Source organism: Rhizobium sp. 05N49 (assembly GCF_056396805.1).
This window is the reverse complement of record NZ_JBFTME010000023.1, coordinates 62537-76305: the sequence shown is the minus strand read 5'-3', so window position 1 is coordinate 76305 and position 13769 is coordinate 62537. Positions and strand designations below refer to the sequence as shown.

At 55.6% G+C, this 13769-nt stretch carries 9 protein-coding genes; 4 read left to right on the top strand and 5 right to left on the bottom strand.

Translation table 11 applies throughout. From position 1 onward, the window contains the following. Nucleotides 1-235 precede the first annotated feature (235 nt). Nucleotides 236-1126: a glycosyltransferase family A protein gene (locus tag AC1DF8_RS30790; RefSeq protein ID WP_113114349.1), complete on the bottom strand. Its 891-nt coding sequence runs from the start codon at nt 1124-1126 to the stop codon at nt 236-238. Nucleotides 1127-2255: 1129 nt separating this feature from the next. Between AC1DF8_RS30790 and AC1DF8_RS30785 the strand changes: the two genes are divergently transcribed. Beyond that, a complete protein-coding gene (locus AC1DF8_RS30785; protein ID WP_478156374.1) occupies nt 2256-3134 on the top strand; it encodes a calcium-binding protein in 879 nt (292 codons plus the stop codon). A 534-nt stretch (nt 3135-3668) separates the two neighbouring features. Continuing rightward, nucleotides 3669-4871, top strand: coding sequence for an O-antigen ligase family protein (locus tag AC1DF8_RS30780; RefSeq protein WP_478156372.1), 1203 nt, complete (start codon nt 3669-3671; stop codon nt 4869-4871). Between the two features lie 377 nt (nt 4872-5248). On the opposite strand, the gene AC1DF8_RS30775 is transcribed toward AC1DF8_RS30780, so the two are convergent. Further along, nucleotides 5249-6310: an acyltransferase family protein gene (locus AC1DF8_RS30775; protein ID WP_478156370.1), complete on the bottom strand. Its 1062-nt coding sequence runs from the start codon at nt 6308-6310 to the stop codon at nt 5249-5251. A 374-nt stretch (nt 6311-6684) separates the two neighbouring features. On the opposite strand from AC1DF8_RS30775, the gene AC1DF8_RS30770 reads away from it, so the two are divergent. Continuing rightward, a complete protein-coding gene (locus tag AC1DF8_RS30770; RefSeq protein ID WP_478156368.1) occupies nt 6685-8169 on the top strand; it encodes an SGNH/GDSL hydrolase family protein in 1485 nt (494 codons plus the stop codon). 218 nt (nt 8170-8387) lie between these two features. Here AC1DF8_RS30770 and AC1DF8_RS30765 read toward each other — a convergent pair whose 3' ends face one another. From AC1DF8_RS30765 to AC1DF8_RS30755, 3 genes are all read right to left on the bottom strand, one after another. After that, nucleotides 8388-9704 (bottom strand): UDP-glucose dehydrogenase family protein, encoded by a 1317-nt coding sequence (locus tag AC1DF8_RS30765; RefSeq protein WP_478156366.1) that lies wholly within the window; start codon nt 9702-9704, stop codon nt 8388-8390. 104 nt (nt 9705-9808) lie between these two features. Continuing rightward, nucleotides 9809-11236 (bottom strand): mannose-1-phosphate guanylyltransferase/mannose-6-phosphate isomerase, encoded by a 1428-nt coding sequence (locus tag AC1DF8_RS30760; RefSeq protein WP_478156364.1) that lies wholly within the window; start codon nt 11234-11236, stop codon nt 9809-9811. 43 nt (nt 11237-11279) lie between these two features. Next, nucleotides 11280-12704, bottom strand: coding sequence for a phosphomannomutase (locus AC1DF8_RS30755; protein ID WP_478156363.1), 1425 nt, complete (start codon nt 12702-12704; stop codon nt 11280-11282). Nucleotides 12705-13003: 299 nt separating this feature from the next. Here AC1DF8_RS30755 and ung point away from each other — a divergent pair, with 299 nt between their 5' ends. After that, nucleotides 13004-13696: a uracil-DNA glycosylase gene (gene ung, locus AC1DF8_RS30750; RefSeq protein WP_113114341.1), complete on the top strand. Its 693-nt coding sequence runs from the start codon at nt 13004-13006 to the stop codon at nt 13694-13696. Nucleotides 13697-13769: the final 73 nt, after the last annotated feature.

The window sequence follows — 13769 nt, the reverse complement described above, 5'->3', positions numbered from 1 at the left end:
ATTTGGAGGCTGGCAAGGTCGCCCTCAGCACGTGGATTTGTGCTGCGCCGTACCAAATCGCGATTCGGAGGAGGACAAAACCTGTTCTCGAAGGCGACCGGAAATTTGGACGGATAGATCCGTCTTCGCAGCGCCCCACATGATGTGGGAGGGTGGGCAAAATCAAATCAGGCACAAGAATGCCTGCATCAAATGACCTCACTTTGCAGCGAAGCCATTTGAATGCAGGACTTCTCTAGTAGCGATTTGAATAGAAAGCGCCTGCGGCCAGCAGCTTCAGAGCACGCGTGACATTCTGTGGGCCTGCATTCGCCGCCAGGCTCTTCCACGCATGTTTAAAGCCCATGCTGGGAGAGCCGATCGTACGAACGGCAATTTCAGCCATCTTCATCTCATGGGCGGCGATGATAATGTTTCTCTGGCGCTGATTGCTGACGCTCGCCAATATCTTGTCGCGCATCATATTGTGACCAAGGATGAGCTTGTCGATATTGCGCGAAAGCTTGTCATTCCCGTCATAGCTATAGCGCACCATTATTTCACTGGTGCTCAGGAGTGGCGCAATCTGCGATAGACGGAACCACAGATCCCAGTCTTCGCAGTTCGGCAGGCTTTCATCAAACCCGCCGACATCCACGAAGCTGCTTTTACGGATCAGCGCCACAGAGGCAGAGCCAAAGATATTTCCCTGGCTGAGGTGTTCGAGCGTGATCACCCGCGGAGGCACGCGGGAAACACTGGGCCTGTCTATATAGTCGTATTTCATACCGCAGCCGGCGGCCGGGCATTTTTCATCTTCCGTCAGGAGCTTTAGCTGCAGCTCCATTTTTTCCGGAAGCCACTCATCGTCGGAATCGAGAAGAGCAAGCATGTCGCCTGCCGCCGCACGGCAGCCTTCATTTCTGGCACCAGAGGCGCCCCGGCTTTTGCTCAGGAAAATTGGTTTAATAATTGAATGCTCTTCGGCGAGCTGGCTAATTGCCGCCGGAGTAGAATCTGTCGAGCCGTCATCAACGATGACTATCTCTTCCGGAACTACCGTTTGAGCTAAAATACTCTTTACGGCTCGGATGATCTCGGTAGGCCGATTCTTAACAGGTATTACTGCTGATACAGCGTAAGCCATTAGAATTCCTCGCGAATGAATCCCTACGCCCCGTTCAGGCCTAGAATGGATATTAATATTCCCAAGCGATTGCAACGCCTAAATCTCTGGGGAAATTGGCGACATTGCGGCCTGACTTGGGCCTTCGTCGAGAAATAATGGCAGGCCGATTGGTGCCCCAAGTCGAGCATCCGCGTGATTAGCGGAGTAAAAACAAATGGCTAAGGCCGCATACGATGCGCTTCGAGATATCATTTATAAGTGAATAAATGCGCGCAGCCGGACTTGGCGGGTGCCTCCAGCAGCATGTCGCCGGATGGTTTCCACAGGCGAGGAGCTCACGATCGATGGAGGCAATCGAAAATGCATCTGGCGCCATGGGCTCAGCAGAGGGCGCCGGCAAATGGACATTTTCGTGTTGAGGTCTCGAAAGGATCCCTGCGGCGCTGGCTCCTTACTTTGAGCTAAGATCGGGCCAGCTCGCGGCTCAATGATCCCGAAAAGTTCGGGCTGTCCCCACCGCGCCTGGCAGTCGATGATAACGGGGAACTGCATTGCTTCGTTTGCCGCGATGACCGAGATCGGTGTGGCTGGATTATCCCGGTATTTGTTGAGGGACTCGTCTTTTCCCAGTTCGGCGCTTTTGCGTAGCGCGGCGATGGCGACGGAAGCAGGCTGCATCGCGAGAGCTGATGGTTTCGCTCGCGGCGGGTCATCGTACCCAGCGCCCGACGCGTCTTTGAGCCGGGGGTCAGCCATTCCCGTTAGAATATCGACGGCCCAAGACGAATGGACGAAGTCGATCGAACTCTCCGTCGCGAGTGCTGCGGTAGATATTATAATGAACGTGTGTGCCGGACGCCTTGCGCAGTGAAAATCCGGAGTCCGGGTCGGCCTCTTGGTTGCACGTTCCTGGCCCTATTGGCACCCTCCAATATCGCTATTCTTGTAATTCCATCAGTTGAATATTTTAACGTGCAATAGTTGCGGTATCGCGTAGTTGAACGAAAGTACACCTTAAGCGAGTGATCCCATATTAAGTATATTTTTATCAGCCCAAATTTGTTCGCAACTTCAGGGTTTACAATATATTAATTATTAAATAGTCAAGGGAGCGAAAGCCGAGGGCGCTTCACTATAAATATCTTACTTGTGTTTCAAAGGGAGAATCGAAATGGCTAACGTTCTGGGTACCAATTCAGACGACACTCTCAAGGGTACGGCTGGAAATGATGAGATTCGTGGGCGCGACGGTAATGACACGATCTATTCTGGTAACGGCGACGACAAAATACTCGGCGGCAACGGCAACGATCTGATCGGCAGCGGCAGCGGAAAAGATGCAATTTACGGTGACGCCGGCGACGACGTAATCAACTCGCGTGAAGGCGACGACTTCGTCTTCGGTGGTGCTGGCAATGACATCATTGCCTCCGGCGACGGCAGCGACCATGTCTGGGGTGGCGAAGGTAACGACGCGATCTACGGCGGCGCAGGCGACGATTTTCTGGGCGGTGGCACCGGCAACGACATCGTGCGCGGCGGTACCGGCGCTGATTTCATCACTGGCGATGCTGGCGACGACCGCGTTTACGGCGACGAAGGCAACGACATCGTTCACGGCAACGAAGGCAACGACCGCGTATACGGCGGCGCCGGCAACGACAAGGTACTTGGCGACGACGGTAACGATTTTGTCTTCGGCGATGACGGCGATGACGATGTCTATGGTGGCGCTGGCGACGATTTCCTTTACGGCGGCGCAGGCAATGATTACCTGGTTGGCGGCACCGGCAAGGACACTTTCGTTTTTGAAAGCGGTTCAGATTATATCGCCGATTTCACCATCGGCCAGGATAAGCTGAAGTTCGGCGCAGCTGGTGTGAGCCAGTACAAGTTTGCTGACATCATGTCGCATGCTGTTCAGGATGGCGCCAACACGGTCATCACCCTTGACTCGAACCATATCGTGACGCTGCAGAACGTTAACTTGGCGGATCTCCACGCTTCCGATTTCCTCTTCGCATAATCGAGAGTCGGAATGGGGTAACCAGTCCGATCTTGCGTGCAAAAGCGTGATTGGCGGACTGGTGATTAGAAGGTCCAAGGCGGCAGTATCGGTGGATGCTGCCGCCTTAATTGTCGGCAATCAGGCATTGCGCCGGCAACGATTTGACTGCCAATCGGCAGATGATGGTGGCATCTCGCGTGCTTAGCCACGAAATAGCCTGGATAATCTGCCCAAATTCATAACTGGAAAATCAGGACGCTGATTGTGGCGAATGCGCCGGCGCGATGCCTGAAAATTCTGGATCCAGGGACAGCCGGTTGCTTGTCATGCGCCCATTCGCGCGTGATGGTGCATTGCGAAAAATCGAGGATTGAAGATATATAGGTCCTTGAATTTCGATGCGGCAAGCCGAGCACGCTTCTTCCGAAGACGGCCGTATTGCTGAAACCATGCGCTGGTTCGACATAGGACCATACTCAATTCGGTTTGCTGATACCAAAGAGCATATCACTTACGTCCTTCTTAATAAGATGGGTCAATTGGAAGCGATATATGGCATTTAGAACGATCTTTGTCTTTTCTCTTGTGTTGCTGATATTCAATATCGGTGCAGCCCTGCATCTCGCCGGTAGTAATGCCATTGAGAAGTTTTTCTTTATACTTGCTTCCTTTGCAATTTTGTTTCGAGGCCGCCCGGACAGGACGATATTGTCGCTCCTTTTAGGGGAGCTGCTGCTTGTTGTCATTCTTGGTATATCAACGCCCTACAAGGGCTTCAGTTGGTCCGTTTTATTGGTTTCCTTGAACCAGATCATTGTTCTATTTGCTTTGCTCGCCGGAAAAACCAGCTATCGAGATCAGCAACTCATCTGGAAAGTTACCGCATTTCTACCGTTGGTGTGCGTGGTCCTCGGCTTTGCCTATCAAGCCGTGGGGATCAAACCCATGATCGCAACAGAATTTGCGACGGGTGTCCCGCGCTATCTGGGATCATTGTCGGCGGCGGCGTTCACTTCCGCGCTGGGAATGTGCGGGGTATTTGCCGCAGTGCAACTCGTCCTCGGCGGTCAGAAGAAATACGTGGTGCTCGTATTGATCAGTCTGCTGGTTCTCGTTGCTGCTGGAGGCAGAGCGACACTGGCGGTTTGTGTAGTGGTGACTGGTGCTTCGGTGCTCGTGCAACGCGGTGTAACCATCACGACCAAGATTTCGTTGGTGGTGATGGGCCTGGTTGGCGGTGTGGCGATCGTGGCGGCGTTCTGGGACAATTTCGCGACGCGCTTTCTGCAAAGCGGCGACAGCGGTCGCGGCATCATGTGGGACTATCTTCGCACCGTCATTGCCCAATATCCTTATACCGGCATCGGCTTCGGTCACCAGTTCTATATCACGCCACACGAAATCGAGGTCATCGTCGGTTCTACCTCAGCTCATAATGACTTCATTCGCCTGTCGGTGGAGCTCGGCAGCACGGGCATGATCATTTTCTATGTGCTGCTGACCCTTGCTGTGCTCAAGGCCAGTTTTCGTGGCGGCCGTCCAAACGTGGTGGCGATGCTCGCCTATTCGGGCTTCCTGTTTCTCTCCAATTCAGACAACGCTCTTGCCTCGCCTCTGGAGTTCCCGCTTATATTCCTTGCACTGTTGGCGGGACATAAGAAGCCCGTTCCCCGGAGGGTGCGCCAGAGACAGGGATTGCCGGCCATGCAGCAGGCCCCACATCAAGTCGCCGCGGCTGCTTCGCCAGGGGAATAATACGAGCTGCGCCAGATGTGATTGTCGGCAATCACTGCTCAGCCGCCATTTCGTCGTGGCCGCGGGCTGAGCTGAAACGGCGGCCGTAAAACCTGACGGAGGTCCGACGCTTCCGTAAAGCCGCAGCTCTCTTCAATGGATCAGGTTTGGCGTCGCTGCAGACCTTGGGCAGGGCGAGCGTCGGGACGCTCTATCTTCGGTTCTGGAGCAAGGTCGCCCAAATCAGCCGGCGGTGGAATGTGAGGAGCATTAAACCCGGCCCTAGTCACCTTGCGTTTGCAGGTGAGCCGGCGCCGCAATGATTGGCCGCCTTCTCACGCTCCGTGGCGCGATATAGGCCATACTTTAGCCAAGCCTGAGCGACGCACTCTAACGGATCAGCTTGTCGGAAGGGGCGAAGATGTCGCGCGGAAGAAGCGGCGGATCGGCTCGTCGAAGCAGACCGCGGCGAGATATGCCAACATGATCGCTATGAACATCGTCGCGCCAATCATGGCGAATAAAGCCAGCCCTTCCAGCTTCAGCCGGGCGCATATGTATGTACTGATAAGTACGACCGGCATGTGCGTTATATACAGGGGATAGGATATAAGTCCGGAAAACTTGGCCACAGCTTCGAAACGGGGTGAGGGCTCTCTCACCGCGCCCCACATCACAACGAGCGGAAAGACAAGCAATACACACACCAGTTCAAAGATAAAATTGAGCTGGGTGACCGGAAACAGGAACACCGCGAGCAAGACAACGCTCAGCAATACCGGTGACACGGTCGGGACGTTCCTCAAGCGACCGGCCATCATCAAGCGCCCGAGCAGCACGCCGCCCGAAAAAGAGAATGTTACGCGAATGGCGCCCTCGAAGAGCTCGCTCGAACTGTCCCCTACATCGAAACTGCCGTGATAGGTCACCATTACAATGGCGGCCACCGCCGATGCGGCCAAAACACCTAATAATCTCGGCAGTGTGAGGTAGATCGCAGCCAGCGCATATAGCGCGTTGATCGCAATTTCGAAAAACAGCGACCACGCCGGCGAATTGAACGGGAATAGATAATCGTTGCCTTCTACTCGCCCGAACGGTGATATCAAAAACGCGTTCAGCGATGCAAACACAAATTCCGAAGTATTAAATTCACCTTTGGGTATCATCTTCAATGCAAAAACCGCGGCGCTTAACGCCATGCCAAGTGCAAAGAGAGGATATAGTCGGCGTAACCGGACTATCATAAATTGCTTGAAGCCCATTCCTTGTTGCAATCGTGCATCATATGCGATTGCAATAACGAAGCCGCTCAGGGCAAAAAAGAAATCTACTCCAAGGTAACCATGGGGCGATAAACGACCAAGGCCGTTTTGCCAAACGATGTGAAAGAAAAGCACCGAGATCGCGACAAGGCCGCGAAGGCCATCGAGCGTCAAATAATGCTGACGAACAGGCATAGTCCTTCACCCGCCATTAAGGTTACGCTGCAGAAGCGATAGCATGCTGCATTAGCGAAAGGAAGCGCAACAATTGTGCGTCGCCGTCTTTGTTGCAGCATTCCCCAACCGAGACATTCCCGTTGGAGTCATCGTCCGTTTCAGTGGGCATGTGGGCCATATATAGTCTTAACATTTTTCAGCCATCGCCGAGCGTGGCGCGTGCGGAAATATGATGGTTGGCGATGAAAGAATGCCTTGAACGTCGAAGTTCGTTTTGGTCCCCCAAACCGCCGTCGCGGGCAAGATCCAAAGCCGTTGACTGTCATGCAAATGTCGACTTTGCGGTCATGACTGAGCGACCTTGCAGCGTTTAAAAATCGAGATGGAATCTTATGGATTTACAGATTTATCGTCGTACATTTCTCGCCGGCCTGTTCGCACAATGCGGTTTCTATTTTGTCCAAAACTCTCCGGCTCTTGCTGCTGCCATGCCGTCGACCAGGCGGGATTTGCCCAGCCTTCCGCTCGAAGTTGGAGCAAAGGTTATGGGGCTGGGGCACAGCTTCGTAGCCAATAGTTGTTATACCGTAATCTATCCCGGGACCCCGACGCCCCGTATCGATATTTTGACAGCAAACTGGCTCGGGACTATCGGGCCGCTGCGAAACGTCGATAATCGTTTTAATCTTGACTGCTGGTATGATCCAACCGTGCCAACGAAGGCTGCAGTGACAGGCAGAATGGCGGGGGCGATTGCAGGACGCGGCGGCGAGCACATACCGCAAACGCTCGCGCGACTGCCATGGTACCTTGAGCGGGCACCCGATATTGTCATCCTGGATATAGGCACCAACGACGTCGCCAGCGACAAGATTACCCTCGAGGATGTGATCGCGCGGTATGAAACGCTCTTGAAGCCGCTGCGAGACGCCGGCATCTGGGTCGTCTGCATGTTGCCTGTCGACCGCATTGGTCACACGGTCGGGGCCTGGCCTGCGAGCGATCCGCGGCATGCCATTAGCAACGGCCTTGCCGACTACATCGCGTCAATCGACGGGCGGGACGGCATCAAGGTTGTTGATGATCGGGCGGTTCTCTCGAAGGCGTTAGCCGAAGGCATAGCAATCACGGAGGACGATGTTCACCTGAATACAGTGGGCCAATGGCTGCGCTATTCCGTGCTTTTGCCCATACTGCGCAAAATGGTGACGGAAGGCGATTTCTACAGCCGGGATGTGACGTTGGCCAACCTTTCGCCGCTTGGCGGCTTCCCGGGTGAGAAAGGCAAGCGATTCGGTGTTGAAGGCGTTGTCGCCGATGGCCTTGTAGCTACACGCGGCGCGGGGCAGGCGGATAGTATTACCGGCTCAAAGGAAATCGTATCTGCTGGCCTGGAAAGGCAGATTTTTACGATCGATCCCGAGGACAACACAAACGACACTCGGGTATGTACGTTGACGTTGTCCTGGGCCGATATGGACCTGGAGAAACTCGGCCTCTCCGTGGGCGACTGGGTTGAAGCCGGGTTCGACTACGAATTGTCCGAGAGCAATGACTGGCTCGGACTCGAATTTAGCCTCGAGGCCAACAGCCGGCCTGCGATATGCCGTTATGCCGCTGTTGGCGGCATGGTCGTGCGCCTCAACGCCACACAAGATGGACCGAGATTGACGGCGCCGTTGTCCGGGCGGGCAACCATTCCGCGGTTCAGATTGCTTGGATCGGATGATGTCGCAGCTCCGGCAGATTATTTTCGAAGCTCGCTGCGGCCAATCCGTCTTCACTGGAACAAGAACGCCAAGGACAGACTGGTCGCGAAATTTTCACCAATCATCATCCGCAAAAGCACTGATCCCCGTCCAGCCTGGAATCTGTGAGAGACGCCAGCAATCGCTCCATCGGCGTTCGGACCGGTGGATTTCCGATTTGTAGCTGTTGGCTTGAGCGGTAGCGTTCGTCCGTCCCGCAACTCCGCAAAGAGACGACCGGGGCAGGGTGCGGTGCAATCAGCGCGGCAGGTAGCTTAAGCCTGCCAGCTGGTGCTCGCCTTCATAAAGTGCGATGAGTGCTGCCATTCGAGAGAATGGGAACAGGTTCAAACTTTTTCGGGTTTCTTGCCGACAGCGAAATAGCCGAAGCCGTATTTGGTCACTTCGTTGACCGGGTAAATGTTCCTGAGGTCGACGATAACCGGCTTTCTCATGATCGTCTTGAGGCGCTTGAGATCGAGCGCACGGAATTCGTCCCATTCGGTGACGATGACGATTGCATCGGCATCGGCGGCGATCTCGTATGGGTCCTTGCCATAGGTAACCGGACCGAGCATATCCTTTGCCGCATCCATGCCCTCCGGATCATAGGCGTGCACCGTTGCGCCACCATCGAGGAGAGCCTGGATGATCGTGAGGGACGGCGCATCGCGCATGTCGTCGGTATTCGGCTTGAAGGTAAGGCCGAGGACCGCAATTTTCTTACCGCGCACGTCTCCATCGCAGGCGGCGATAACCTTGCGGCCCATCGCACGCTTGCGATTGTCGTTGATTGCAACGGTTGTCTCGATCAGGCGCATCGGGCTGTCAAAGTCTTGTGCGGTCTTGACGAGGGCTAGCGTATCCTTGGGGAAGCACGAGCCGCCGTAGCCGGGTCCTGCGTGCAAGAACTTGTCACCGATGCGCTTGTCCATCCCGATACCCTTGGCGACCTTCTGAACATCCGCGCCGATCTTTTCGGACAGGTCGGCAATCTCGTTGATGAAGGTAATCTTCATCGCCAGGAAGGCGTTGGCGGCATATTTGATGAGCTCGGAAGTGCGGCGTTCGCAGAAATAGAGTGGCGCTTCATTGAGGTAAAGCGGACGGTAGACCTCACGCATGACCTCGATGGCTCGCGCATCTTCAGTGCCGATCACGATGCGGTCGGGCCGCTTGAAATCGGTGATGGCCGCGCCCTCGCGCAGGAATTCGGGATTGGAGACGACGGAAATATCCTTTTCCGGAAATTCGTCTCGGAAGATGCGCTCGATTTCGTCTCCGGTGCCGACCGGTACCGTGGATTTTGTCACGATCACCGTAAAGCCCCTGACGGCGGCAGCAATCTCGCGCGCCGCTGCATAGACGTAGCTCAGGTCCGCATGCCCGTCGCCGCGGCGAGATGGCGTGCCGACCGCGATGAAGACCACGTCGGCTTCGCCGACGGAAGGAGCGAGATTCTTCGAAAAATCGAGGCGGCCGGCGCTGCGATTTTGCTGGATGATGGCTTCGAGGCCGGGCTCATAGATCGGCACTTCGCCGGCTTCTAGAGCGTTGATCTTGGCTTCGGATTTGTCGACGCAGGTTACATGGTGGCCAAAATCTGCGAAGCAGGCGCCCGAGACGAGCCCAACATAACCCGAACCAATCATCACAATGCGCATGGTGTAACCTTCATTCAACGAAAAGTGGCCCGACCATCAAGGCGGACCACCATCTGTGTTACAGGGGCGGGGAACCAAGTTCAAGACCGCCAAAAAGCTTAGGCTCAGGTTCTACCGAACTCGTCCACGATACGGATGATATCGTCTTCGCCGAGATAGGAGCCCGTCTGGACTTCGATGAGTTCCAGCRGAATCTTGCCCGGATTTGCAAGGCGATGGACTTCACCGAGCGGGATATAAACTGACTCGTTTTCGCGCAGCATCTGCACATTGTCGCCGATCGTAACTTCGGCTGTTCCCTTCACCACGATCCAATGCTCGGAACGGTGATGATGCTTCTGCAGCGACAGCTTCTTGCCGGGTGTTACGAAGATACGCTTCACCTGGAAACGATCGCCGTTGAAGATCGAGGTGTAGCCGCCCCACGGACGGTAAGATGTGGGATGGGTCTCGGTCAGCTTCGATGTCTTCTTATGGCCGGCGAGCAGCTTGACGAGCTTTCCGACTTCCTGGCTTTCCTTCAGGGGGCCGACGTAAACGGCGTCTTCGCTGGCAATAACGGCGACGTCGTCCATGCCCTGGACCGCAAGGTGAACGCCATGTGTCATCACGAGCGAGTTGCGGGTGTTGACGACCGTCGTGTTGGCCGCGGCGATATTGCCGTTTTCATCCTGAGTGCCGGTTTTCCAAACGGCATCCCAGCTACCCATGTCCGACCACTTGAAGGCGGAGGGAACGACTGCGGCCTTGGACGTCTTTTCCATGACTGCGTAATCGATGGAGATGTCGGGGCTCTTCGCGAAGTGTTCGGCATCGAGACGGGTGAAATCGAGATCACGCGTAGCCTTGGAGAGTGCCTTGTCCGCCGCCTTCAGCACATCGGGTGCATATTCCTGCATTTCGGAAAGCAGTTCGGCGACCGGGAACATGAAGATACCTGAGTTCCAGTAAAAGCCACCGGCGGTCAGCATCTGCTCGGCCTTCTCGCGTGCCGGCTTTTCGACGAAGCGCTTGACCTCGTGCGCGCCGCTTGCAAGCTGCTTGCCAACCTCGATGTAACCATAGCCGGTCGCCGGTTCCGTCGGCGTAATGCCGAAGGTGACGAGCTTGCCCTTGAGGGCTGCATCTCGTGCCGTGCGGATGGCGTCGAAATAGGCATCGTCTGCAAGGATCTCGTGATCAGAGGCCAGCATCTGAATGATGGCTTCCTTGCCGAAATGCTCGGAGGCAAGGCTCGCAGCAGCTGCCACTGCGGCAGCAGTGTTGCGGGCGACAGGCTCCAGCAATACAGCGGCGAGCGGAATATCAAGTTCGCGGGCCTGTTCCGCGACGAGGAAACGAAAGTCCTCATTCGTCACAACGACAGGGGCTTCGTAAAGCGCCGGATCGGAAACGCGAACCAGGGTTTCCTGAAACAGGGTCTTGTCCCCGACAAACTGGATGAACTGTTTCGGCGCCGTTGCGCGCGAGAGCGGCCAAAGGCGCGTGCCCTTGCCGCCAGCCATGATCACGGGAACGATTTTCTGTGTCATCGGATGCTCTTCCTTGAAATGAACGGCCAGGTTTGTCGCATGCTTACCGGGCTTCTGCCCAGCGCTTAATTCGGGTCAATCCCGCATTCAAGAGTTGTAAGGCGGCTGCCTCGCTTTCGGCTTCCACATAGCAACGCATTTCCGGCGCATTGCCGGACGGCCGAAAATGAATGATGCGGCCATCGCGCAACGTCACGCGCAAGCCGTCAATATCGCTTTTCGAGCTGACCTCGCCAACAGGCTGCAGGAATTCCGCGAGGTTGGCGTCGGATTCACGCAGGTAAGCCATCAAGGCTACGCTGGTTTCGACCGGGAAGTTCTCAAGACGATCAGCCGCCGCAAAGGGCAGTTTGTATGAAGCCGCAACGATCGAAAGCGGCTCCTTGCGGATTGCGGCGAGCGAAAGCGTTGCCAGCATAGGCAGGAAGCAGTCGCGCGTGGGCAATGCTCGCACGCTGCGGCCGTTGATATCGAAGGGTGTTGCGGTCAGGAGCCCGCCGTTCGCTTCGAAGCCCATCACCAGATTCTTGCCCGCGGCAACGGCCTCTTCCATGCCGGCAATCACGAAGGGAGAGCCGACACGGGTACGAATGACTCTGAAGGATCCAGCGGCTTCAATTCCCGAATTGGAGGTGACCGGCGTGACGACGGTACCGGCACCGAGGAAATTGGCTGAAATCAATCCCAGAAGATCTCCGCGCAACGGCGTTCCGGTTTCATCGGCAACCAGCGGACGGTCGCCATCGCCATCAGTGGAAACAATCGCATCAAGGCCATGTGTAGAGGCCCAGCTCTTCAGAAGGGCGATCGTCTCTTCGGAAACGGCTTCGGTGTCGACAGGGATAAAGGTTTCGGACCGACCGAGAGCGACCACCTCGGCGCCATAATGGGCGAGAATATCGACCATCAAGTCGCGGGCGACCGTGCTGTGCTGATAGATGCCGATCTTCATGCCCAGAAGCGCACGTGCCGGCAAGAGAGCCGCATTGCGCTCAAAGAAGAGCTGCAGGCACGGTGCAGAGTGATCCTCAACAGCTACAGGTTCGCAAACGACCGATTCGCCGGACGCTTCGATTTCGGCGGCAAATCGGGTAATCGCTGCTTCGTCCGCTTTGTCGATCTCGCCGTCTGGGCGGTAGAATTTGATGCCGTTGCGGTCCGCCGGGATATGCGAACCCGTTATCATCAGGCAAGCGGCCTTTCTTTCCAGGCCGTAAAGCGCAAGCGCCGGTGTCGGGACGGTGCCGCAGTCTAGAACTCTAAAGCCGAGGCTTGCGAGCGCGCCGGCGCAGTTGCCGGCAATCTCCGGGCTGGACTCCCGGAAATCACGGCCGATCAGAATGACATCGCCCTGTGCGGCTTTGTTGCTCTGCAGCAAATATTTGCCGAAAGCCATGGCATAAAGCGCCGATGCACGTCCTGTGAGATCTACCGAAAGACCACGAAGGCCGCTTGTCCCAAACTTCATGCGAAACACCCTCGCGCTGTGAACAACCGATTTCTACTGTGCTGATTTGCTTGGGTAAACAGCAAAATTAGGGCATAGTTAAAACGGCAGACGGCATAGCAAAGTATTGCCATCATTTGCGTATCGTTACCAGCACTTTTGGTAATGGTGGAGAATTTCCAATTTATGACAGCCCAAGCTCTCTTCGCATCTGCGAGATAGCAAGGCATAGCGTCACAGCTGTCGCGTATTGTGGCTCTGGGTAATTTTGCTAAAACGGCTTTCGTACATGGGTTGCATCGATCCGGGAGGTTTGCGTCGTGAACGACACGTCAGTCACTCTTGAAGAGAGCTGGAAAGCGGCGCTCGCGGGCGAGTTTGCAAGTCCCTACATGCAGCAGCTCAAGATCTTTCTCGTCGAGCAGAAGCAGCTTGGCAGACAGATTTTCCCCAAAGGCGGAGAGTATTTCCGCGCCCTGGATCTGACGCCGCTTGCGAAGGTTAAAGTCGTGATTCTTGGGCAAGATCCTTATCACGGCATCGGCCAGGCTCATGGACTCTGCTTCAGCGTTCGCCCAGGCGTGCGTATTCCGCCATCACTCGTCAATATCTACAAGGAGATGGCGACCGATCTGGGGATCTCGCCGGCGCGGCACGGCTTCCTTGAACATTGGGCCCAACAGGGCGTGCTTCTCCTCAACAGTGTGCTGACCGTGGAGGAATCTCAGGCGGCCTCGCATCAGGGCAAAGGCTGGGAACGTTTCACCGATGCGGTCATCCGCAAGGTGAACGACGAATGTGAAGCCGTCGTTTTCATGCTCTGGGGCTCCTATGCCCAAAAGAAGGCGGCTTTTGTCGATTCAAGGCGGCATCTGGTGCTGAAGGCGCCGCATCCGTCGCCGCTTTCCGCCCATAACGGCTTTTTCGGATCGCGGCATTTCTCCAAGGCGAATGCGTTTCTGCAGTCGCATGGCCGTGAACCTATTGATTGGCAGCTTCCGGTCAATCCTTGAACGCTGCCGCATTGTCGTTCACAAAATGGAGACAATGCGTGTCAGCTTGCCGGACTATGAGAACCGGCTCGAA

Excerpts from the sequence above, each read along its gene's own strand:
- AC1DF8_RS30790 (WP_113114349.1), bottom strand. The coding sequence starts at position 1,126 with ATGGCTTACGCTGTATCAGCAGTAATACCTGTTAAGAATCGGCCTACC.
- AC1DF8_RS30780 (WP_478156372.1), top strand. The coding sequence starts at position 3,669 with ATGGCATTTAGAACGATCTTTGTCTTTTCTCTTGTGTTGCTGATATTC.
- AC1DF8_RS30775 (WP_478156370.1), bottom strand. The coding sequence starts at position 6,310 with ATGCCTGTTCGTCAGCATTATTTGACGCTCGATGGCCTTCGCGGCCTT.
- AC1DF8_RS30770 (WP_478156368.1), top strand. The coding sequence starts at position 6,685 with ATGGATTTACAGATTTATCGTCGTACATTTCTCGCCGGCCTGTTCGCA.
- AC1DF8_RS30765 (WP_478156366.1), bottom strand. The coding sequence starts at position 9,704 with ATGCGCATTGTGATGATTGGTTCGGGTTATGTTGGGCTCGTCTCGGGC.
- AC1DF8_RS30755 (WP_478156363.1), bottom strand. The coding sequence starts at position 12,704 with ATGAAGTTTGGGACAAGCGGCCTTCGTGGTCTTTCGGTAGATCTCACA.